At 48.6% G+C, this 23822-nt stretch carries 19 protein-coding genes; 5 read left to right on the forward strand and 14 right to left on the reverse strand.

All coding sequences use genetic code 11. The features are described 5' to 3' along the window. Positions 1 to 152: 152 nt before the first annotated feature. Positions 153 to 821, forward strand: coding sequence for a LuxR C-terminal-related transcriptional regulator (locus AC1XUF_RS07340; RefSeq protein ID WP_483341030.1), 669 nt, complete (start codon positions 153 to 155; stop codon positions 819 to 821). A 139-nt stretch (positions 822 to 960) separates the two neighbouring features. Here the strand turns inward: AC1XUF_RS07340 and AC1XUF_RS07345 are convergent, their stop codons facing one another. Both AC1XUF_RS07345 and AC1XUF_RS07350 read right to left on the reverse strand, forming a co-directional pair. Continuing rightward, positions 961 to 1329, reverse strand: a complete 369-nt coding sequence (locus tag AC1XUF_RS07345; RefSeq protein WP_483341031.1) for a hypothetical protein — start codon at positions 1327 to 1329, stop codon at positions 961 to 963. 24 nt (positions 1330 to 1353) lie between these two features. Further along, positions 1354 to 1527, reverse strand: a complete 174-nt coding sequence (locus AC1XUF_RS07350; protein WP_483341032.1) for a hypothetical protein — start codon at positions 1525 to 1527, stop codon at positions 1354 to 1356. A 193-nt stretch (positions 1528 to 1720) separates the two neighbouring features. Between AC1XUF_RS07350 and AC1XUF_RS07355 the strand changes: the two genes are divergently transcribed. Continuing rightward, positions 1721 to 2533, forward strand: a complete 813-nt coding sequence (locus AC1XUF_RS07355; protein WP_483341033.1) for a DUF6597 domain-containing transcriptional factor — start codon at positions 1721 to 1723, stop codon at positions 2531 to 2533. An 83-nt stretch (positions 2534 to 2616) separates the two neighbouring features. Beyond that, a complete protein-coding gene (locus tag AC1XUF_RS07360) occupies positions 2617 to 3390 on the forward strand; it encodes an isocitrate lyase/PEP mutase family protein (RefSeq protein ID WP_483341034.1) in 774 nt (257 codons plus the stop codon). A gap of 30 nt (positions 3391 to 3420) precedes the next feature. Here AC1XUF_RS07360 and AC1XUF_RS07365 read toward each other — a convergent pair whose 3' ends face one another. The 7 genes from AC1XUF_RS07365 to AC1XUF_RS07395 all read right to left on the reverse strand — a co-directional run bounded on the left by AC1XUF_RS07365 (position 3421) and on the right by AC1XUF_RS07395 (position 10857). After that, positions 3421 to 4209 (reverse strand): tryptophan-rich sensory protein, encoded by a 789-nt coding sequence (locus AC1XUF_RS07365; protein WP_483341035.1) that lies wholly within the window; start codon positions 4207 to 4209, stop codon positions 3421 to 3423. A gap of 50 nt (positions 4210 to 4259) precedes the next feature. Continuing rightward, the gene (locus tag AC1XUF_RS07370; RefSeq protein WP_483341036.1) at positions 4260 to 5159 is read right to left on the reverse strand and encodes an NmrA family NAD(P)-binding protein; all 900 of its coding nucleotides are present in this window, start codon (positions 5157 to 5159) and stop codon (positions 4260 to 4262) included. 245 nt (positions 5160 to 5404) lie between these two features. Continuing rightward, the gene (locus AC1XUF_RS07375; protein ID WP_483341037.1) at positions 5405 to 6634 is read right to left on the reverse strand and encodes a hypothetical protein; all 1230 of its coding nucleotides are present in this window, start codon (positions 6632 to 6634) and stop codon (positions 5405 to 5407) included. Positions 6635 to 6654: 20 nt separating this feature from the next. Further along, positions 6655 to 7560, reverse strand: coding sequence for a hypothetical protein (locus AC1XUF_RS07380; protein WP_483341038.1), 906 nt, complete (start codon positions 7558 to 7560; stop codon positions 6655 to 6657). An 11-nt stretch (positions 7561 to 7571) separates the two neighbouring features. After that, positions 7572 to 8153 (reverse strand): hypothetical protein, encoded by a 582-nt coding sequence (locus AC1XUF_RS07385; RefSeq protein ID WP_483341039.1) that lies wholly within the window; start codon positions 8151 to 8153, stop codon positions 7572 to 7574. Beyond that, on the reverse strand, positions 8150 to 8659 hold the full coding sequence (locus tag AC1XUF_RS07390) for an RNA polymerase sigma factor (protein ID WP_483341040.1): 510 nt from the start codon (positions 8657 to 8659) through the stop codon (positions 8150 to 8152). Before AC1XUF_RS07390 ends, AC1XUF_RS07385 begins: the two co-directional genes overlap by 4 nt. A gap of 89 nt (positions 8660 to 8748) precedes the next feature. Then, positions 8749 to 10857 carry a GH92 family glycosyl hydrolase gene (locus AC1XUF_RS07395; RefSeq protein WP_483341041.1) on the reverse strand — a complete coding sequence of 703 codons (2109 nt, stop codon included), beginning with the start codon at positions 10855 to 10857 and terminating at the stop codon, positions 8749 to 8751. A gap of 243 nt (positions 10858 to 11100) precedes the next feature. Here AC1XUF_RS07395 and AC1XUF_RS07400 point away from each other — a divergent pair, with 243 nt between their 5' ends. After that, positions 11101 to 13686: a galactose oxidase gene (locus AC1XUF_RS07400; protein ID WP_483341042.1), complete on the forward strand. Its 2586-nt coding sequence runs from the start codon at positions 11101 to 11103 to the stop codon at positions 13684 to 13686. A gap of 4 nt (positions 13687 to 13690) precedes the next feature. Here AC1XUF_RS07400 and AC1XUF_RS07405 read toward each other — a convergent pair whose 3' ends face one another. The 5 genes from AC1XUF_RS07405 to AC1XUF_RS07425 form a co-directional block, all read right to left on the reverse strand. Beyond that, positions 13691 to 15256 carry a glycoside hydrolase family 43 protein gene (locus AC1XUF_RS07405; RefSeq protein WP_483341043.1) on the reverse strand — a complete coding sequence of 522 codons (1566 nt, stop codon included), beginning with the start codon at positions 15254 to 15256 and terminating at the stop codon, positions 13691 to 13693. Between the two features lie 66 nt (positions 15257 to 15322). Continuing rightward, entirely contained in the window at positions 15323 to 16633 is a 1311-nt protein-coding gene (locus AC1XUF_RS07410) for a glycoside hydrolase family 99 protein (RefSeq protein WP_483341044.1), read from the reverse strand. 360 nt (positions 16634 to 16993) lie between these two features. Beyond that, the gene (locus tag AC1XUF_RS07415) at positions 16994 to 17683 is read right to left on the reverse strand and encodes a DUF3823 domain-containing protein (protein WP_483341045.1); all 690 of its coding nucleotides are present in this window, start codon (positions 17681 to 17683) and stop codon (positions 16994 to 16996) included. Positions 17684 to 17819: 136 nt separating this feature from the next. After that, complete coding sequence (locus AC1XUF_RS07420; protein ID WP_483341046.1) at positions 17820 to 19715, reverse strand: RagB/SusD family nutrient uptake outer membrane protein; 1896 nt, start codon at positions 19713 to 19715, stop codon at positions 17820 to 17822. 12 nt (positions 19716 to 19727) lie between these two features. Then, positions 19728 to 22868, reverse strand: coding sequence for a SusC/RagA family TonB-linked outer membrane protein (locus tag AC1XUF_RS07425; protein ID WP_483341047.1), 3141 nt, complete (start codon positions 22866 to 22868; stop codon positions 19728 to 19730). A 630-nt stretch (positions 22869 to 23498) separates the two neighbouring features. Here AC1XUF_RS07425 and AC1XUF_RS07430 point away from each other — a divergent pair. Next, the gene (locus tag AC1XUF_RS07430) at positions 23499 to 23744 is read left to right on the forward strand and encodes a hypothetical protein (RefSeq protein ID WP_483341048.1); all 246 of its coding nucleotides are present in this window, start codon (positions 23499 to 23501) and stop codon (positions 23742 to 23744) included. The last annotated feature ends 78 nt before the right edge of the window (positions 23745 to 23822 follow it).

Genomic DNA, 23822 nt, shown 5'->3' on the forward strand with positions numbered 1-23822 from the left:
GCCTAGAACACAACAATATCTGAGATTTACTTCACAGCAACAAAGACGACAATAAACTAATAATGAGTAACTTAACAATATATTTACTGGGTAATATGTAGCCTTTTGAAAACTAAATAGTGTAGTTGCGCGCTTAGCAGCTACCTTTACCCATGCTCATTCCTACCGTTTCTTCTCCTACTGTTGTCATCCTGGATACACACCCTGTTATGCGAATGGGACTTGCGGTACTTCTGAGGGAACATCTGAGTCATTTTCAGATCATTGACGCCAAAAATCTCACCGAATTCGAGCAAAAAAATAGTCAGTCTGCTTTACCGGATCTTTTTATCCTGGTGATCAACGAAGATTTCGAGGAAGAAACACTGGACCCGATTGAAGCTGTAAAGACGCATTTTCCGTCTGCTTTCCTGATCGTTTTCGGCGAAGAAATCCAGCCGGATGTGGTGATAGATTACCTGAAATCAGGCGTTAATGGCTATTTATCAAAACGCAAAGACCTGATTGAGCTGGTCACCTGCGTGCAAACTGTCATCGGTGGCAAACGTTACCTGAGCCCGGACCATATGGAATTTCTGTTTGGTTACCTGATAGAAAACTACAAAACCCTCAAAAAACAGGACATCCTGACGCCCCGTCAGAACCAGATTGCCAACTACCTGATCCAGGGGTTGAGCACTTCGTCCATCGCTGAAAAGACAGGGCTGCACATGTCCACCATCAGCACCTTTAAAGCTGCTATTTTTGCTAAACTCGGTGTGGACAGTGCGCTGAAACTCAAGGAAATATTACAGGGAGATGAAAATCACCGCAACGGTTGATCCCTCATGCCAGGACAAGGGGAAATAAAACGGAATTAGGAACGTAGCGATATATACGCAAAACACCAATAAAAAATCCCTTGGCCGACCATGCGAAGGGATAAATTTTGCTCATTATTCGATCCTGCGGTTTGCGTTTTCAGCCGTGCCTCAATTCAAAGCTCTGGTCCGACTCATAATATTCCTGCCACACATCCAGCATGTTGTGGTCTCCTTCCCAGGCCGACCCGTCAAAATTGAGGATCTGGTTCGCGCCGGAACCTTGCTTGAAAATAACGTGATGAATGTTCCCGTCTTTTGTTCTCAGAAAAACTTTGACAGAGTATTTCCTTACGTAGGTAGTCTGCCACTTCCGTGGATTAGGCACTGGCTTGGCGAAATCAGATTCCGGGTAAAAGCGACGATAAAACTCCTGTATGGCCTGCTCGTAATCGGACCCGATGAGGTGATCCGTGTGAAATGCTTCTGACTTAAAAAAGTCCCTTAGTTGCTCCGGGGTTGGTTTCATAACTGTTTTGTTGCATTTAATGCTCTATGGCTGCACCGGGGCAATAAGTTCTCTCTCAAAATAAGAAAGCAATTGATGTGTCTCATCGCCGATCCGCTCGCAATAATAGATCCTTTTGATATAGTGGATAATGATTAATTGGATTGACGGCGCCTCGATGGCAGTAATCATTGAACCTTCCTCATATTTGTTATCCATCTTCTAAGGTACGCTTATTAACCGTCCAAAACTAATTATCATTTGAAACGCCCCCGTATTGCCTTGCCGGGGAACGACCCCGCCTCCTTCTCAATGTGATCAAACATCAGCCAAGGGCCGATTTATACAATTTGTTGGCCGGGACGAGCCATTTCTTTGTCAATCATTGGTAAAAACCCGATCATTGCGATATATGGAATTCAAGCATTATAACCCGTCCGAAATTTTAACGCCTTATGTCAGGCATTACTATCTGTTCGAGTCGGATGCCGACATTGCATTCGAGGACACCGTATTTCCGAGCGGCGACATGGAGGTGATTTTCAATCTCGGTGAGGGTATCTGGGAGACTAAGGAATCCGGGATTTTTTCCAAAAACGCTCCCATTGAACTCTGGGGACAAATCACGCGGCCACTGGTTGTGAGGTCAACAGGCAGGCATTGCATGCTCGGTATCAGATTCTTCCCACATTCGGCTGCATTTTTGCTGGACGACGAAATTGGGACATTCAACGAGCACGTTTCTGACTTCGGCGAGGTAATCGGAAAAACGGCCGCCATATTGCATGCGCAGCTGCTCGAAACCCGGGATGTTCATCAGAAAATCGCTCTCATCGAAAGCTTCCTTTTAAAAAGACTAAGGGATAAAGAGAACAGGGCATTCATGATCAGCAAAGTCGGCCACATTCTATCCGGCCTCGAAACCGGCCAAGGCGGAAACAGCATTGGTCGGATCGCTTCAAAGCATGGCATATCTTCCCGCTACCTGCACAAACTGATCTACAGCCATACCGGGCTTTCGCCGATCTCGTTCCAAAAAATAAACCGGTTCCAATTCAGCCTCAGGCTGCTTTCCCAAAACGAGTTGCCGCTGACGTCCATCGCATACGATGCCGGTTACTTCGACCAATCCCATTTCATACGAGACTTCAAATTATTCACCGGCATTACGCCCTCTGCTTATCTCGAAAAAAACTTCCCCGTCAATCAGGTCATGCTGCCCTGATTGACGACTGTTCCGATCCGTCCAATTTTGACAAAAGGACCCGGCTTAACTTTGTTTATCTCCATGATTTAAACAAACGCAGTATGAGTTCTTTCGAAACATTTTCACAGTTACACCGGAACGCAGCCCCGCTTTTGCTGGGAAACATCTGGGACATTCCAAGCGCAAAGGCCTTCGAAGCAAATGGTTATCAGGCCATTGGGACATCCAGCCAGGCCGTCGCACTGACACATGGGTACGAGGACGGCGAGCAATTGCCGTTTGAAATCTTGCTCCAATTAGCCCGGAGCGTTGTTGCGACTGTCCATATTCCTTTTTCAATGGATATAGAAGGAGGTTACAGCAGGAATATCGCCAGGATCACCGAAAATATCACGAAACTGCACGATGCCGGTGTGGTGGGTATCAACCTCGAAGATTCCGTTCCCGGCCCAAACCGTCAGCTGCAGTCGCCTGATGATTTTCAAAAAATCCTTTCCGCCGTCACCGATCACCTCAACCGGAAAAATCTTAAAATATTTGTGAATGTTCGTACAGACGGCTTTTTGCTCGGTATGCCCAACGCACTGGAAGAAACAATTGCCCGTATCAAAACCTACGAGAATGCCGGTGCCGACGGGATCTTTGTTCCTTGCATTACTCGTTCGGACGATATTAAAGAGGTGGTAAAAGCCACACGGTTGCCGATCAATGTCATGTGTATGCCCGATCTGCCCTATTTCAGTGAATTGGAAAAGCTGGGAGTGAAGCGGATCAGCATGGGGCCGTTTCTTTTCAACAAGGCGTACAGGCATGTGGGCCAATTGGCGAATGCTGTGCTGAACGGACCAAACTTTTCAGCCATCACTGCGTCATAAAGGGGCCAAACGCGCAATTGCTTCGCCGGCTCAGACAGGCTTATTTCTGATGGTAAACCGTCGCCCCCTATTCAGATAGCCGTGCACGCTTACATTGATAAAAATCAGTACGGCAGCCGAGATAGCCGCGTAAACGATCACCTGCCTGCCCTCCCAGTGAGCCACAGCGATAGCCACCAGCGCCCAAACGCCTACCATGGCCGATTCCCGGAGATTCCTGAACCAGACCATCAAGATATAGACCAATGCGGCAATGCCGATCATGATAATGGTCCAGTTAGCCTCCGGGATCCCAAAGCCGTCCCACCTGATTTTGGTGAGGTAGGCGGCCACATTGGCAACCAGTGCAACGGTGATCCAGCCGAGATAAATGGCAAAAGGCCAGCATTCCAGCGCGATCTTTTTGAATGAAATCAGGTCCAGCTCCATTCGGGTTTGAAACACAATGAGGATCAGACAAAGCAGTAATACGATCATAATCAGCACCGAAGTACCGGTGAAATCGTACAGCCAGGCCAGTATCCAAAGGCAATTCGCAACACAGGAAGCCACAAACGTCCAGCCCATTTGTCCAACAACAGCAGGTGTTTTTCCTTTGTACAGAAGCCCTCTCGCCTGACGAACCACAAATGCCGCCAGCCCGATATAAATAATCCCCCAGATCGAAAATGCATATCCGGCCGGCGTGAAAAGGTTATGATAAGAATCCGACACCGACGCCATGGTGTTTCCATTGAACACGCCGGTATTGGACAGATAATTCATGACAATGGTGATCATCAACGCAATGATATTCGCAATCTGTAATGTCCTGGTCATACTAAACTTTCCTTTGATGTTTTATGGTAATGCGTTCGGGTTAACCTTGTTTATTTTTTGAGCACTTCGCGTACCGGTGTCCAGCGAATTTCCGGATAACGGTCATTGTCCAACGGTTCCAGTTTGGGCAACCCGCTCAGCATGTTATGCAAATACTGCATGCCCTGCCAGGGCGGAAATACTTCCTCTTTCATTGGAAAAAGGGTTTTGCCTATTTTGATCATGGCCGCCAGCATACCCAGGCCACCAACCCTCACAATCCGGAACTTCTCCCCGGTCGCCACTTCCGCCTCTATTTTCAACCCTTTCATGCTGGAAACCTCTCCGGCAACACGCAGAAAACGAGGAGTTTGGATATCCATGGCCGCCTCGGCAGTGAATTCTGCTGTGTTCTCAATAGTCGTAAAATCCATGAGCTGATCGGCGCTGCCCCAGTGCAGCACCAGCTTCGGGCCAGATAACACCACAGGCGCCTCCCCTTTCAGCAGGTCTGTAAACATGCCGTTCAGGATAGAAGTTGCCGAAATGGGGGCTTTATCGAGTATTTCACAAAATTCCCTGCGCAGGTCCAGGTTACGATTGGAACCGTTTGGCAATTTGGTAAAATCAATGGAATAATCTGAAGGGATGAAGCGACGAACGCCCGATTTTATAGCGGCGTACAGCAGCCTGGTCTGCATATTTACAATCACGTCCCTCAGGCCGGATAGCGCGGACACTACACAGGAGCCTCCGGAACACGCTTTTGCCAATTCTTCGGCATTGTCAAAATCTACTTCGACGACGTTTACACCTAAGCCTTGCAGTTTAACAATCTTTTCGGGGGCGCCTCCTTTGCGAACCAATCCTCTGACAGTTGCGCCGCGTAAAAGTAAAAAGTGAGCAATACGCTGACCAAGATCGCCGGTTGCGCCTGCCAGAATAATCGTTTTGTCTGATATCGGGTCCATATACACCGGCCGGGGGTTTCGTACATCACAAATCCGGCCAGTAATGATGCTATAATTATTGTTCCCGCAGTCTTTTCAGCACAAACCGCCTTGCAACGTTTCTCGGCAGGCCTGCCTCGATTGCGCCACGAGCTCAGCTTCGCCATAATCCTTCTAAAACGTAAATCCAATCGCAACCTTGGAATATAAATTAAAACCCCAGGGTGATTTTTTGTAGTCAAAGGAAAATTGCCGGAATAGTGTTGTCAGAAAGTAAAGCCAATCGCCGCCTTGGAATAGATCCTGCCGAACGGCCCACCTGTAACGGAAGGATCAATGACTTTGGAGTAATAAAGGGACGCATCGATGAAGAGTACTTTGAAAAACCGCTGCTGGTATCCCAATGTGAATGACGCGATGGAATATTGATCTTTGCGTTGTCCGAGCTGCTCAATGGAGCTTGTTGCTTTGTACCACGCGAAATAATAGTTGGCCCCAATGCTGGCATAAGGTCCTGAGAAGTTATTCCCAGCGATGCCTCTGCGCATTTGCATTTTCTGCAAATAGTAATACCGCAATTGCAGCCCGCCATTTACGTAGGATTGACTTTGGACGATATCAGAAAACTTCCGACCAAAAAACCAGCCATTTACATTTCCCTCCAATGAAAAAGGGCTATCCGCAATTTTGCGCTCATATGCCAGACTGCCATTAATGGTCTGCATTTTACGACCAATTGTGATATCGGGAAGTTGAAATTTCCATTGGTCCCGGATTTGTTCATCGCATAAAAAAACATCGCAAGTAGGAACCTTCCTGGATTTCCAGTCACCCAATGCAATTCCAATGGACGATTGGGTCGTCAGGACAAAATCCCTGATGGAATATCGCTGGTTTCCTGCGAGGTAGTATTGGTCACCGTCGTTCCAGGCCGCTTTGTTGAATAATCCGATGGAAATATCTGCATAGCCGTGGTTCAAAAACCTGCTCTGAAAACCATATAACAGACCTACTCGTCCTGTTTTCTTCATATATCCGCCGAAATCGCCGAACGTATGGACAAACTGTTCATAAGCAACTCCGACGTAACCGCCATTCATATTATTGGCGCTCAGCCCCTTCTCCACCCGATTATTCATCTGATAAAACCAGCGCGTTTTTGCGGCTCCCCAGACATGTACGCGCGGAACATTGAAGTTAACGACGCCAAAAGAAATACCATTAGACTGGGTATAGATAGCCGCTTCGACAGAAACGTTTGGGAAAATTTTGTACTCATACCCCAATCTGAATCCCGCGCCCTGGTAACCCGAGTAGCCAATTTTGAACATCTGCTTTGTCGGCACTTTGGTCATGAAAATATTTTCATAACGATCGATAAAGCGCTGTTTTACAAGTGTATCCGCTTCCTGCGTGAACTTGACGGCAATGCTGTCCTGTGCGCAGGACGGCTGAATGATGCTTAAAGACAAAAGCAACAGAAGAATTCTTTCCATAAAGGTGGTTTAAGTTTTGCCTATTTGATCGTCACGTGGCCAAACTCGGCATTGATATCGACGGTGGCCAGTTGGTTTTTCTCGAAGAATGCTTCTTTGAAATCAGCTGTATTGCGTTTCCATTTAAATCCGTTGGGCAGCTTCATGGTCGCATAAGCACTTTGGATCGTGTAATCGAAGATCTGCCAGTTCCTGGTCAGCAAAGTCACTTCCGCTTTTTTCGACCTGATTCCCAGACTGGTAAGTCCGACTGCTGGGTAGATCTCAACTTGTCCATATTCTGCGTCCAGTTTGATTGCGCCTGCGATCTGCACCAAGTGGATTTTGGTATGATCACCGGAAAATGAAAAGGTACCCGAGATCACATTGCCTTTCAGCTCCCCAAAAGTGGTGATCACCTGTCCTCTTCCATTGATATCAGCCAGATTGGTCGTGCAAAAATCGGCTTTCAATTGCAGCTGATTGGTCAACCCTTTGAGGATGATCGTCCCGAAAGAATTTTTGAGATCGACCGCGCATGATGATGGAAGATGGATGATATACCTCGCTTTGAGGTTCGAAACCGGCTTGCTTTCGCCCTCCTTCAGCACGATATAATTGCGTAGAAAATAATCTCTTCCGTTACGGTCTGCTATATACTGCACTTTCGAGAGATCGCTGGCCGCCGTGCTTCTGTCGGGATGCCGGGCAGAAAGCTCCATCACGACCGTGATGTCCGGCTTGTCCCAGGTCGTCATTTCAATGTCTGCTTTCTCAGCGGTAATGTACAGGGTCCGGATAGCGGGCGCACCTATCGTTTTCTCAATGGTTTTGGTCGCTACCTGCAGAACGCCCTGGGCAGTTGCCTGTCGCGACGCGGTATTGATGATCAGCATTGAAATCACCCCGGAGAGATATCTCAGAAAAAGAAGTTTGGACGGTTTCATGTCGTTTGTTTTTAAATCATTTTGGCCATTTCATTCAGTATTTCGGCCTTTTGTGCTTCCACCATACTGAATTGCCGTATCAGTTCGGGTTCGGTATTGTAAGCCCCAATGGCTTGCTGCAATTGTTCTGCTGCCGCATTGAGTTTCTCATATTCAAGCTGTAATCTTTTGTAATCCTTGCTGTTACAAACCAAAGTTTCGGTTTCGCAATAGGCTTTCAGCTTTTCATATTTTTCGTCGGTAATCTGTGTCGCGTCGGTTTGCAGGCGTTTGTCAACTGTTTCTTGCGAGTACGAAATCCGCTGTGCATTGCGATTTTTGAAAAATCCGATGCTTGCCAGGCTCACAAAAGCCATCGCCGCGGCAACGTACCACCAGGTCACCGAACGCCTCCTGACCGCAGGCTTCCTCACAATTATTTCCCACAGCATTTCGTCCGGTTCGTATTCTGGCAGTGCCGCCAGAGATTGCCTCAACGGCAGCTCATCCAACTGAACAGTGAGCCCTTGCCAGACATTTTCCCTAGGCAAATAATCCGGGAGTTTTGCAAGCGCTGCTTTTAAAATATCCTGGTTGTTCTCCATCTTTCTCATCTTGAAGTTAACATGCTGCGTAATCTTCGTTTGGCATGGTGTAACTGCGATTTGGAAGTCCCTTCGGAAATATTAAGCATGACTGCAATCTCGCGATGGGTATAGCCCTCCACCTCCGCCAAAACGAAAATTGTCCTGAAACCATCGGGCAGTGAAAGCACGGCTGTCTCCAGATGCGCCGCATTGATGTCTGCCTCGGCCCAGTTGATATTTTCACCCGGGTATTCGTCCACATTTTGCCAGATCACCAGCTTCTTCTTTTTGGTCGACTTCCGGACGACGATCTGTTTGATCCAGGCACCCAATGTTGCGTCGCCGCGAAATTGGTCCAGATGCCTGAACACTTCCAGGAATGCGTCCTGCAATACATCGTTGGCATCGTCGAAATCGCCTGTGATCCGGTAGGCCAGGGTATACATGGCCTTTTTATAGCGATCGTAAAGCTGCCGCTGGGCAACCCGGTCGTGCAAAAGGCAACCCGAAATCAACTCCGCCTCCGAGGTCATAAATGTTTTTTAACGTTTTCAGGTTAAAGAGGAGCTGCGGAGGCGGAATGGTTGTATGAGAGGATTTTTAATTTGAAAAAAGAACCTACTTACTCCCCCAGCCCCCAGCTTTTGTTGGGCTTGGGGCCCATTTCCAGTTCAAGCGTCCCGCCTGCCATAAGCTGCGCATGGGTGAAAGTGGGTTTATTCAAAGCTTTGCCATCGAATTTGGCACTTTGTATGTATTTGTTTACGACGGAAGCCTTGTTCGCCAGTATCGTGAATTGTTTGCCATTGGCCAGGTCAATGGTCGATTTTTCAAAAAGCGGACTGCCGATGGTGTACTCCGGTTTTCCGGGCGTGATTGGATAAAAGCCCAGGGACGAGAATACCACGAATGCAGTCATCCCGCCGCCGTCTTCGTCGCCGGGAATACCAAAAATATTATCTTTAAACCACACATCCAGCAAGAAACGTATCTGCTTCTGGGTTTTCCAGGGGGCCGTGTAATTGTAGAGATAGGGAATGTGGAAACTCGGTTCGTTACCCATCGAAAATTGCCCCACAAGCCCGGTCGCATCCGGAAATTTAGCCCAGAATTCATATTTGCTGCGTCCAAGGTCCTCGCGGTACAGCTGGTCCAGGCCGGCCTCGAATTTTTCTTTTCCTCCCATCAAACCGATCAAACCGGGAATATCGTGCTGTACCTGCCATTTGTAGGTATACCCGTTATTTTCATCGTAAAATTCCCTGCCGCCCATGCCGCCGTCAAATTTCGGGTCGATCCTGATCCAGTTGCCTTTGCTGTCTTTCGGGATAAACATGGCCTGTTCGGGATTCCAAAGGTTTTTGTAATTCAATGCGCGCTGGCTGAACAACTTATGATCATCCCCTTTCCCCAGTTCCTGTGCCATTTGCGCCACTGCCCAGTCGTCATACGCGCCACCCAGTGTTACCGCCACAGCCTGACGTTTTTCAAATGGCGTCACCCTTTTGACCGTTTCTTTTTCACCTTTTCCAAGCGCCGGGTAGTATCCTTTGGCATGGTAAAAATCATCCAGCTCGCATTTCGGGCCATTCACCCACGGCAGCATGGTCGCTTCATTGGCGTTCTTGACCATACCTTCGTATGCTTTGGAAAAATCGAAGTTCCGCAATCCCTTACGGTAACCGTCCAGCAGCACGATGGACGAATGGAAACCATTCATGCAAGGGTTATCCCCGAAAAGCACCGGGAAAGTGGGGATCCAGCCGCTCTGTTTGTACATATCCACAAACGATTGCAGCATATCCTCTTCCTGCTCCGGATTCAGGATCGTCCGCAAGGGGTGATGCGCGAGGTAAGTGTCCCACATCCAGTCATCCACGAAAAACGGACGCGCTGTCTTGTGGATCTGTTTGTCGTAACCGCTGTAATATTGTCCGTCTTCGGTGATATCCACCATACGTTCGTAAGTGCGGTAAAGCGAGGTGTAAAAGCTGCGCTTCTGTGCCTCGGTACCGCCTTTTATATTGATCTGCCCCATGACCCTGGACCATTCCTGCTCACCTGCGGCTTTCAGTTGTTCGAAACCGGTTGATCTTAGCTCGTTGTCAAAATTCTTTTTAGCCTGTTCGGCGGAGACGAAGGAAATGGCGTATTTGAATTCGATCTCCGATTTGCCTTCCGGAAAATGGACCGTAGTGCGGGTTTCCCTGATTTCGCTGGTGCCTATTTCGCTGAAAACGCCATATAAGTGAATGGGGATGTCGTTATTGTAGATTTCCGTCGCGACGACCTCTTTTCCGTTTGTCACATTCCAGCTTCCTTTTTTTCCATAGAGGCCTAGCAAAATATTTCTCTGGCCTTTTTCGGGAAATTCAAAACGGAAAATCCCGGTCTTTTTTCCAGGAACAAAGGAGACAGTAATCTCATCATCAATAAGATAAGTAGAATAGAACCACGGCCGGACTGTTTCCAGGTCATGATCATAAGCCATTTTTGCTCCCCAGCTTTCGGTGGTAACCGGTTTTACAGACGGCTTGACAGAAAATGCTTCGCCAAGGCGGTGCGATACAATGATCAGCGGGAAACTGGATATCTGATCGTCGAGATAGTTGGCGCGGATCGGCGCCATACGGATCATTTGATTGGGGAGCTGTACCGTCGGGCGGGTAGGTTCCAGCAATTGCCCGACATTCCCGATGCGGGGATCAATGTACTGCAGGTTTTCGGACAAGCGCTTTGATGTATTATTTTGGGCAAAGACCGGACTGAATAGTATCAAAAAAATAAAAGCAGGAAACGTGAATTGTTGAATGCGCATATGTTCGGGTACATTTAGAAAGTAGCATTGGCCTTGGACTGAATTGATCCAGTCGCCGTGATTTTAGACCGCGAATTAAGTAAATCGCACTTAAAAAAAGCTTAATATTTACTTAATACCCACGACTAGGTAATCTCTCGACCCAAAATTACTTCATTGCAACAAACCCTAATTTCTTTTCAGTCCGGCATGTGCTCGCGCGTCTTGTTCCTTTTCTGGTGTTTGCTCATGTGGTCGGGCTTTGAGAATACGACCTGTGCACAATCGTATGGACTTGGCTTTGAGAGCTTTGAGGCAGTTCAGGATAAAAGAACGGGATTGGACCTCAGCCCGGAGAAGCCCCTCTGCTTCGAAGGTGATTTCGAAATTTCTTTTGAGCTCTCGTTTCTTGCAGATAAAAAAACTTACTTCGGCTACATTGTTCGGCTCATTGAGGACGATACCCGCAACATCGACGTCCTTTACGACAACTCCGATGCGGTAACCCATCATTTCAAGTTGGTGACAGGCGACCGGTTCTCCACGATTGCATTCAATATCCCCGAAGCTGCCCTCTTTCATAAATGGAACAAGATCCGGCTGCTTTTTAGTAAAAAACAAAAAACCATTACCCTTATATCCGGCTCCCAAAGCTTCCGACATCCTTTCGAAGGCGACGGCAAAGGCTGCTACAAAGTGCTCTTTGGCGCGACGCGCTATAAGAATTTCAACACCACGGACGTACCGCCGATGAAGGTCCGCAATTTGCAGATTTCCAGACAAGGAAAGCTCCAGTACCACTGGCCGCTGGATGAAATGGCCGGGAATAGGGCCGCGGAAACCATTGCCCACCGCGACGCATTGGCGACCAATCCATTGTGGATCAAAAAGATGCACTATGAATGGCAGCCATTGAGTACTTTCACGCTCAAAGGCCAGGCCCGCGTCGCCTGCGACCAGGAAACCGGAACGGTGCACATCGTAGGCCGCGATTCCCTGATCAGCTACCGCGTGGCGACCAACCTGAGCCAATATTTCCGGTATCCGTCCCAGTCCATTTTTATGGACGACCAGGTTTTGTACGAAAAGTCACTGGACCGGATTTTCAATATTCATATCAATGAAAAACAAGTAAGCGAGCTGGACCTGAAAACCCATTCATGGAGCCGGAGCATTGCGGATTCCTCTTTGAAAACCCACTTTCTTCACGCCAATAAATTTTACGCTCCGCAGGATTCATCGATTTACGTGCTGGGCGGCTACGGACATCTGGAATACAAAGGCAACATCCAGAAGTACGACCTCAGGAATGGAGCCTGGACGGACCTGAAAAGGACTGATACCGTTTTTACACCGCGTTACCTGGCATCGCTGGGGCCTGTTGCACAAGGCGCCTACCTTCTCGGGGGTTATGGGAGCACCACAGGAAAACAGATCCTGAACCCGCGCAACTGGTATGATCTGCTTTATTTCAATGCAAAAGAGGGGTCTTTCAAAAGGATTTACCAGCTACAAACGCCGGCAGAGGATTTTGTCTTTGCCAATTCGATGATCGTCCGTGAAAACGAGTCCGTGTTTTACGCGTTGATCCATCCGAAAGACAGGTTCAACACCGAGCTGCAATTGATCAAAGGCTCTTTGAAAAAGCCGGAATATCTTCCCGTCGGTTCCAAAATACCATTTCAATTCCTGGATACAGGCTCCTTTGCCGATCTGTATTTCGACAAACACAGTAATCGTTTCGTAGCCGTGACGCTGAACAAGACGGACAAAAATCAAACTAAAATTTCGATTTACTCCCTGTTTGCGCCACCGCTGGAAACCGTTCCAGAAACAGCCGGTGCGCCGGAAAAAAGTACAAAAATGGCCTGGCTGATTGTAGCAGGTGCGATCCTGCTGGCTTTACTCGCAGGATACGCCTGGCGAAGAAATTCAAAAAAGCCGGTGCAGACCGAAGTTGCGCCTGTATTGAATGCCGAAACGGAAATAAGTCCCGAAGTTTTCGCGGAAACCAAGCCGGCCCAGCGTAAAGCAGCCCCATTGCATAACTGCATTATGCTGTTTGGCAACCTGCAGATTTTCGACGGGCAGGGCCATGAGATCACTAAATCCTTTACACCGCTTTTGAAAGAACTGTTCCTGGTATTGCTGCTTTATTCTACCAAAAGGGAGGGGATCAGCTCCGAAAAGCTCAAAGAGTTGCTTTGGTTTGACAAGAACACGGAAAGCGCGCGGAATAACCGGTCGGTGAACATTGCTAAGCTCAAAGCTGTGCTGGATAAACTCAAACATTGCGTTATCTCAAAGGAGACGGGTTACTGGCGGCTGAATGTAGATTACGAACATATCCGGGTCGATTATGCCGAATATCTGGACCTTGTTTCGGGTAAAAGGCTTCTGAGCAAACTGGATATTACCGAGCTGGCCAATATTACCAAACGCGGCAGCTTCTTGTCCAACCAGGAATATGAGTGGCTCGACAGTTTCAAATCCGAAGTGTCCAATGAGATTGTGGATGCTTATCTGCGCTATGCTTCCTCTGTCACGATTTCGGACGACCCCGAATTCCTGATCCGGCTGGCCAATTACATTTTCTATTTCGACCCCGTAAATGAAGAGGCCATGATCCTGAAATGCAAAGCACTGGCCCATCTGGGCAAACATTCAATGGCTAAAACAACGCTGGAAAATTTCGCGCGCGAATACAGCCGCATTTACGGAGAGGAGTTCAACAAGGATATGCCGGAGGTCTTACATTCCTGAACGGCTAATTGTATTTCATTTGCACCGCCCGGATATCCCCTTTACCATCTTTTTTACCTGAAACATTGATCCCGACCCGTGGAGCCCGATCCCAGCGGGGGAGCCAGGCGGCTTCTATTTTGATAGGATTTGGAACATCTATTTTCTGGCCCTTTACATTCCAGCTGAATTCATAAAAGCGACCGTAGCGGCAATTCAGTTTCAGTTCAAGCACTTCGTATTTGCCCGGAATATCCTGTTTGTTAAGCACTTGTCTTTCACCATCCTTGATCTGCCAGAGCTCGACCATTCCTTCGCGTGCGCCAAAACCCAGTGCATTGTCGCCGTCACCATAGAGGATGATATTCTGCATCAGGTCCTCCTGCAAGCCTACCTCCGCGGAAAAATGGTAAGTGCCCTTTTTAACAACCAGACCAAGAAAATTACCCGTCACGAGATGGTTATCATTTTGAACGCGGAGCGAACTTCCCTCGACCGCATATCTCGGCTTTGGGAATTTGACGTCGAAAACCCAGGGAATTTGCAGGGTATCCTTATCATAGTTCACCGAAATATCGGAATTCGCAATAGCGACGGAACTGGTAGGCGACGCGGCCTGTGCGGGAGTAGTTTTGCCATATCTGAATGATGGCCATTGCGTGGTTTCGTCCCAGACCATCTCGCTCAAAACACCCTGGCGGCCCGCGAATGTAAAGTCGACGCCATTGTATGCGTGGTGTAAATAAAAATAACGTTTATCAGGCGTGACGACAACCGTTCCATGCCCCGGGCATTTCCAGGTTTCGTCGCCAAAAAGCATCGGGTTACCCGCATATTTTTTCCAGGGCCCTTGCAATTTCTCAGCCCTCGCCATTCCGACCTGGTAATCGCATTTTTCGCCGCAGCATGCATTGCCGGAATAGAGCATGTACCAATAATTTCCCCGTTTAAAAATCGTCTGGCCTTCCGCACCTCCTCCCTCCCAGCCCGCCGCGTCCGCTTCGATCAGACTGAATTCCTTTCCCACGACTTTCAGGCCATCTGCCGAAAGCTCCGCACCGAGGATTTCAATTTCTTTGCCTTTGTCCAATCCATAAGCTTTCCAGGTGATAAAAAGCTTGCCTTTATCTTCCACCACAAACGCGTCAATCGCCTCATTGGTCCATTCAATGATGATCCCATGGTCTTTGAACCCCTTGCTGAGGTCCCGGGTGCTGGCTACGCCGATGAAGGATTTCTTGTCGGATTTGCGCCTCGCAGTATAGTAGACGTAAAATGTATTGTTCCTGTAAAACAGCTCGGGTGCCCAATAGCTGCCCATCGTCCAATCGGGTAACTCCGCAAACACCGGTCCCACGTAGTCCCAGTCGACCAGATTTTTGGAGGTATAAATCGGATAAGCTGGTCCCCATTCCGACGACGTACCTGCCGCATAATAGGTGTTCCCCACCCTGATTACCGAAGGATCAGCGAAATCACCTGCAATGACGGGGTTTCGGTAAGTGATAACGGATGACGGGCCGGCTTTCTGGGCGAACGTATTTCCGGTAAAAGCCAGGATCAGGGAAATGGCAACGCAGTGAAGTTTCATCTTTTTCAATGGAATGGTCTGGCAAGAAAAAGAATTATTTCAACTATACGAAGCTATTTGCCGATACTATTGTGTCCGCACCGGCCTTTGCGCACCATATCCGCTGCCGCCATGAAACCATTTTGCACCCTCTCCTGTCAGCCAGAGATAATGGTCCGACGGCAAATCCGGTTCGATCCCTACGAATTTACCGTCCGCATTCAAGGGTGTTTCTCCTTCCTTTTTGGTTTTAAAAATAGCAGTACCCTCGTCGACTTCATCAAACATAGCCACATACAATGCCTCGGCGCCCGACATTTTGGCACCCGCGATTTGCTGCCACAGGAAATCGCCCTTTCCGCGCGGGATCTGATTGTAAAGTGATTTGTCATTTTTCAGGTTTCCCCAGCTGAAACCCGGAAAAACCAGCGGAGCATAGTCAATGCCATTGGTTTTACACCAGGCGATATCGGCGGGCAAATGCGTACCGGCAATGCTGGTGTAGCTCGATGCGTTGTACCTTCCTACCGCCCAGGGCATGATCACATCCGCACTTTTGATGAGCGTATGCAGCAAAGGCGAATTTTCCGTATCGTTCCCCAATGTGCGCCAATAGTAAGGCACACCGAGCAAAATCGACGCTTTTTTGGTCGGGCCTTTCAGTTTTTCCACCAGTTTCTGAATGTCGGCAATGGTATATTTTCGTCCGTCATTGAACCCTACACCCCAGATGGCCAGCAGCGGGCGTCCGTTATGTCTCAAATATTGCGGGTTTTCCTTGTTATCAAAAAGAGAAAACAGTTTCTGCAACTCCTCCCAGTCTTTGACAATAAAATCCATATCCGAAGAGCCGGAACCACTGAGATCGTACATGATACTGATCGCACGGCCATATTTTTTGGAAGCTTTCAATGCGTTGGCAAGTACTTTATTAAAATGCCTTTTGCCGTCTTCTCCTTTGACCTCACTTACAAACCGTTGCATGTAAACACCATCGATATCGTGCTCCTTCATCCATTTGAAATGCAAATCCACACTTTCCTCGTCGTAAGGACTATACACTTTCGCAGTTTCCCCCTGTGCATATTTAAATGCAGTATTGTAGGTTTTGGAATACTCGGTCACATCCGGCCAGAAATCAATCGAAGCATAGCCAGGCTCGAATTTTCCATTCTTCTGATAATGGTGCCAGCCGCGGCCTGCCCCATCGCCCTCGGCAGTAAACCAGCCCTGGTATCCTGCCATTACCAGTCCTTTGTAACTTTTAAAAAGGACACCGGTTTCGTCGTATTTTACTTCTTCCACGGGTTCAGGATCAATTGGTTTCCCAGTGTCACCAGCTCCGCCGCAACCAAATGAAAGAAAAGATAAGGGTAACAGGAAGTTTAGAAATTTCATGATTTATTGTTTTGTTAAACGTCACATTTCAAATGAAAGAGCCAGAGGTCAGACCGATATCACAAGATTGTTAGTGTTGTCACCCACAACGAGGATTATGTTTGCGCAGGGTGCCATGGCAAACACCAGCAATGGCGCGCAAAGAGCCAGAGGCTCGACCGATCTCGTGGCCCCGGATTTCAGCCCGTCCAACGCCAACCAAAAGCCCCACGCGAACAAGAGCCAGAGGCTCGACCGATCTCCTAAAGACGGATTTCAATCCGTCAGATCACCAGACTACAGGCTCCCGGATTGAAATCCGGGGCCACGAGATCGGTCGAGCCTTTGGCTCTTGCTGGCTCTTTTTGGTTTTTGTTTGATTTATAATCCGATCCTTACCGCTTTGGCGTAATTAAACTTAGACTCCGGCGCGTCAATAATCGCTCCTGCGCGGAAAAAGTATTGGTTCCCCGTTTTCAACACATTGCTGTTTGAAGCTACATTCAGTTCCAAAGTATAAACCTTATTTGGGTCAGTAATCCCATTGATTTCCTGTTCTACCAAAGCGGTGCGCATGGGTTCGCCTACGGTCGGCTCAGGATGCGCATACAAACCAATTTTCCGGACGTTGTTAATCACCGTTTGCTGCAACTTAAAAGTCGCCACAACTTTGGTACCGACTTTCTCAATTTTGACATCCTTCACCCGGATATATGGCTGCACTTTGAAATCCAGCTGTGTTTCGCCCTTCACCGTCACATCCTGCGGCGTCGTCGGAACAAAGTTTCCCCGCACGGGAGTGATGGTGTAGGTATTGGAAAAAATCAGGTTATTACGATAAGTCCCGTCATTTTTGACAATCATGGTCTGTTTAGTCTGCGAGGCATACCCATGCTCAATGTACTCAATGGTACTGCCGCGAATGATATCCTGCTCCACAGGCTCATTGGTCTCAGCATCCAGAAATGTCCCGTACAGTTTCCCGTCGGGCGCGGGATAGTTATCGATACTGCAGGCACTGGCGAAAAGCATCAATGCAAAAGCAGGAATGTATATATGTAGTTTTTTCATAGTTCTAATTTTTAGCTTTAACAATAAGAGGGGCTAACGGTTAAAAGGTTAAAGGAATAAATTCCTGCTACTTCCTATCCATTAACCTTCTAAGCCTTCACTTTTTAACCTTTTAACCCTTCACCTTTTAACCTTTTCAGTACAGAGGATTCTGCACCAACCCATTTGCCCCGATGCCAGGGATCGAGCGGTAATATTGCTTGTAATCAAAAGTCGACGGATTGCTTCGGGCAACGTTGGTGCGGACGAAAATGTATTGGGCCGGGGTTACCCTCAGATCCAGTACCGGCAAAATCGCGTGGCGCATGGTGTTGTTGAACGTGGTGTGGTACTCGCGTCTTCGGATCAGGTCCCAGAAGCGCTTGTTCTCGAATGCCAGCTCTACCCTTCTTTCGCGGATCACATTGTCGATCGTGAGCGGGATATCTGTCTTGTGACCGGCTCGGTGACGGATGTCGTTCAAAGCCTTGGCCCCTTTTACCTTGTCGCCGGTGCCGCTTTCAATGATTGCTTCCGCATAGATCAGCAGGATTTCGGCATACCGGAAATCCGCGAAATCGGTGATGCACTGGTTCCAGCCCGGTGCAATGTTGACGCCTTCGTTCAGGAATTTCTTGAAACTCACGCCCGTGCGGGTATTGTTCCCGCCCCAGGTATCGAAGCCCGAATATTGCGTCCGGTCCCCCGAACCATAGGTATAATACGTTTTTCCGTTTAAGCTAAAAGGGTCGCCCCCCATGATCTGAGCGTTTCCGTCGGGTTTGATAAACCCGGCCTGGATCACAATCTGCTGTCCTTTCCACTGGGTGCCCGGCAGGATCATCGTCGCCCACATTCTGGCGTCCTTCCCTTTGAAAATATCATTCGGGCCGGCAAAACGCTTGTATTGCTTCGCGGCATTGAAACCATTGTAATCCGTGAGGTCATTCCCAGTTTCTGTGGTAACAATGGGAGCGCTGACACCAGGCTTATCGTAGCTTTCATATACATCCATGAGTTCCAGAGTCGGGTTCATGCGTCCGGGGTGAGGCCAGCCGTTGGCGGTTTGATTGGGCTGGTACCAGATCCCGTAGTTATGCCCTGTTCCCGAGCCTGGTCTTGCGTAACCCTTGATAAAAATCGCCTCTTCCGGCGCATTGTTCGGGTCTTCGAAAAGCAGACGGTAATTGTTGGCAGCTTCTTCGGGCGTAGCGGGGGAAGGTTTATACAATGCAAATTTGCCTGAACTGATAATGGCCTCGGAAGCGTCAATGGCAGCTTTGTAATAGTCAGTGGCAGCTGATTTTTCCAATCCTACCAGTTTCTGATCCACGGCTGTTCCGGAAATCGGCGAGCGGTCACCATATTTGGCGAGGGAAGCCGCATGCAATGCGGCCCGCGCTTTTAGAGCATACGCTACCCATTTGGTCGCCCGCCTCTCGCCGCCCGGCCATGAATCGGCCAGGTTAGCGATCGCCACGTCGCATTCTTTCATCACAAAATCCCAGGTTTCTTTTTCGGTGCTTCTGGGTACTTTCAATGCTTCCACGTCGCCTTCATATTTCTGCACAGAAGTGATAAGCGGTACGCCACCGTATCTTTTGGCCAAAGCAAAATAGCTATATGCACGGATAAAGGCGCTTTCGCCGATCAATGCTTTATTTTCTTCGTCGGTTACCGTCAATGTGGGAATGATATCAATGAGGATGTTGGTATCGCGGATCAGCTTGTAACCCTGATCCCACCATTGGAAATCGCCGTCGCCTATAAAGTCCCCGAACTCGGTGTGGACTGCTTCGTCGGTGATCATAGCCGGGGCAAACCCGCCATTGTTCGGGTCGCCCGTGTTCCAGTTGAAACCCTGCCTGAAAAACGTAAAATCTTCGATCGGCAGCTGGTAATACAGGTTTGCCATATAAAGCTTCACACCTTCCGGGTTGGAAAACAGGTTTTCTCCCTGCAGTTTATCAAGTGGCTGTTTGTCGATAACATTTCCGCAGCCGGCAGCCAGGAGAAATGTGACCAGCAGCCATGTATTTTTAATGAATTTCATTTTTCGCAGCTGTTAAAATTTAACATTGATACCAAAATTGTAGCTTCTCGTCACCGGGTAAGTAAGTCCCGCGCCAAACAATCCTTCAATTTTTTCGGGGTCAAAGGGCTTCACGAATGGGTCGGCCCAAGTGAAAATGTTGTGCGCATTGGCATACAGACGTACGTCCTGGATCCCGATCTTTTTGAGCCAGCCTAATTTGAGCGTATAACCCAGCTGCGCGCTTTTGAACCTCAGATAAGATGCGTCCTTCCGCCATGCCGAGCTCTCGGCGTACATCGCGCCCACATTGTAGTTGAAGCGGGACGCAGGCCAGGTCCCGGGGATCCATTGGCCATCGTCGCCCTGGTGCCAGCGATCGTAAAAGTACTCGGGCGTATTGCCCCGGAATGCGAATACTTCTGCATATACCTCCCGGAAACGCACGCTGTATTTACCGGAGCCCTGAAACAACGCAGTAAAATCAAAACCCTTCCACGCCGCATTCAGCGTAACCCCATAATACATTTTCGGGTCGCCTCCGAAGAACAACGGGATTGCATCGTTTCCGTCGATCACACCGTTTCCATCCACGTCCTTGTACCTGAAATCGCCCGGAAGTTCGCGGGTATTGCCCAGGTCGCCGTTCTGAATGGGGGCATAAATCACCTCGTCCTGGTTCTGGAACTGGCCTTCCAATTGGTACGCCCATACCACGTCGTTCCAGCGGTTGGCCGCGCCATTCCGCCATTTGTCCATACTGTTCAGGAAATCGCCCCTTTCTACATACCGGTTCATGGTCCGTGCATAGTTGAAGTTTCCGGAAATGCCGTATTTGAAATCCCGGATCTGGCCGCTGTAACCCGCCGAGAACTCGATGCCTCTTACCCGGTCGCTGTTCAGGTTTTCTTCGGGCAATGTTCCCCCGAAAGTATTGGGTAACGATACGTTCCTCCGCGCAAGCAAGCCCTTGCGGTCTCTTTGGTATACATCAAAAGTGAGGTCAATCTTATTATCCCAAAGGCCCACATCGATGCCCACATCCTGGATATTGGACTTGAACCAGGTCAGTTTCTCGTTCACGATCGCCGGCGAGGCGGCTCCGGTGGTGTAGTTGCCGTTAGTGAATTCATAACCACCGCCGCCAGTCAGCGAAAAGCCCGGTACATATTGGAACGGTGCACCGGCATCCGCACCAACCAGACCATACGAACCACGCAGTTTCAGCATGGAAATGAATGGAATTTGCTTCATGAACGCTTCTTCGGAAATCCGCCAGCCGGCCGAAACAACGGGGAAAAGCCCCCAGCGGCGATCGGGATGGTAGCGGTACGAACCGTCGTAACGGGCCGCTACTTCCAGCAGGTATTTTTCTTTGAAATCATAATTCAGACGCCCCACAAAAGACTGGCTTGCATATTCGCTTTCGGAACCGCTGGTCGTCTGGTTGTTCAAACCGGCTTGGTCAATCTGGTCATTGGTAAAAAAGGCATACTCTCTGCCCAGTCCGGCCCAGCGGTTTTTAGATTCCTGCTGCTCGTAAACCAGCGTCGCTCCGAGGTTATGGTTTTTTGCAATAACCTTATTATAAAACAATTGGCCCTGAAAAGTCACCCGGTTGTTGTCCGAAAAATTATTGCTGATACGCGAAGGGTTACGCTGTGCGTGCGCCGTGTATTTGTCCAGCGTGGCGTCGTAAGTATAGAGGTTGTAGCTCTTTGAAAGCGACTTGTTGCGGTAATTGTTGCTATCGTAAGCTACCAGGCCCTTCACCCGCAATCCAGGCAGAAATGGAACAGTGTAAGTCAGCGCGAAAGTGGACTGGAAGAATTTGTTCACGTCCTCGGCATAACCTGTGAGGTCGCCGTTTGCCAGCGCAACCGGATTGTACCCCCCGCTCAGAAGTGCAGGATACTTGGGATTGTCATTGGCATAAGGCCGCTCCGTCGCCAACGCAATGCGGGTACCTTTGTAAATGTTGAAAAAGTTGTCGCCCGGCTGGGTCCTTTTGTCAAACAAACCCGAAAGTATGATATCCGCTTTCAGGTTTTTAGAAAGGTCGATACCCACATTTGTACGGAACGTGTACTTCTGGTAACCCATATCATTGCTTTTCAGCAAACCATTTTCTTTTTGGTAACCAAAACTGGCGAAATAGGAAGTGGAGCCTTCAGCGCCGGATGCCGAAATGAAGTGCTGCTGCTGGGAAGCCGATTTGTTCAAAACCTCTTTATACCAGTCTGTGCCCTGATAACCCGGCGCGCCGGACCTGAACTTCTCGATCTCTTCGGGCGAATAAATCGGATTTTCGCCCAGGTTCTTCGCCGCGTCATTCCGCATTTCGGCCCATTGCAACGCGCTGGTCATTTTGGGCACGTCGGTCGGACTTTGGCGTCCATATACCGCACTGTAACTGAACTGCGGTTTACCCTGTTTTCCTTTTTTTGTAGTCACAATAACGACTCCATTTCCGGCACGAATCCCGAAAATTGCCGCGGAAGCATCCTTCAACACCGATATACTTTCGATATCGTCCGGGTTGATCTTCTGAAATTCATAACCACCGTCCCTGGCAACACCGTCGACCACATACAGCGGCTCGCCAAAACCACGTATGTTGATGTTGGTACTGAACGAGCCCGGTTCACCGGAGTTCTGGCGTATCTGCACACCAGCCACTTTCCCCTGAAGGCTTTGGGCCAAACTGGTATGCGTCGTCGTTTTGATCTGTTCGGAAACAATGTTGGAGATTGCGCCTGTCAGGGTCTGCTTCCTTTGCGTTCCATAGCCTACCACCACCACCTCATTCAGTTCATCGGTGCTCAGTTCCATCTTAATGTCAAAGTTAGTCTGACTGCCCACCGTTATTTCCTTGCGTTTGTAACCCAGAAAACTAACGATCAGCACCGATCCCGATTTGGGTACCGAAAGTGAAAACTTGCCTTCCACGTCCGTCGTAGTGCCTTTTGTAGTCCCTTGCAGCACAATGCTTGCACCCGGGATCGCCAGGTTCTTTTCATCGCGGACATCTCCGGCAACTACCGTTTCATCAATTGTATTTTGTGCAAAAACGTGGCCGCCCAACAGCAATATCAGGCAAACCACAACGCCTATCCCTCGCATTTTCCGAAAGCCCCACATGTCTTTCTGTTTTGATAAAAGTCGATTTTTCATACCATTTGTTTGGGTTCAAGTAGATGTCTTTCCTTGCGGTATTCCCGGAGGTGGAACCGCTTTCCAATTCTTACCATAATTAAATTTAAGTACTGATGAGTTATATTTTGGCTGGCCTAACCATGGGTCCAAAGAAAGACGTGCCCTATTAAGAAATGGTTAATAAATGATTAATGGATTGGGAAAACCCATTAATTTTTTCATTATCCGGGTAATTAATTGAGAATTTTGGGGTTGGAAGAGAAAATCGGAGCGCTCCGTGTACCCGAAGACTGGATTGCTCAAAGGCTCTGTCCGGTTTCGGCAGGGAAGGAGAACCAGCTGGTCAACAGTTGTCAGGTCCGGCAGAATTGAAGTGCCCCCGCTTTTCCTGATAGTCAGGCCCCCCCTTTTTATGCGGGATGGTGTGGCTGGCGATAGAACAGAAGGATTGAACCTATCCGTAAATCCGCTTTCCCCTTGCAATCCTCCCATTGACCCCTTACCTTAGCAATTGTGAAAAGGTTTATTCTACATATCCTCCTAACAATCGTCCTGCTTGATACCACGTCACTGTATCAGGTCTTCAAAGTCCCTTCACTGATAACACATTTCATAGAACATAAAGCATTAAACCATGAAATCAGCTTTATGGACTTTCTCTCTATGCATTATTGGGGCGATGATTTGAATGACGACGATGATGAGAAGGACATGCAGCTTCCCTTCAAAAAATTTGAAATCCAGCATACCAGCTTCCTTTTCATCCCTTTTACGACTTCTTTTTCCTTTAAAAATACCGATTGGCCTCCCATCAAGGCTGATTACGGCCCCGACAAACCGCAGGTGCAATACCACGCTGCGCTTGGCTCTCTCTTTCGCCCTCCGCGAGCTTAAATAAATTACATGCTTACGGCGCCCAAGGTGCCGGCCTCTTATGCCTGCATGGTTTCGTGCACGCGTAACATTTTTTGC

Source organism: Dyadobacter sp. HNCC25DJ185 (assembly GCF_056895195.1).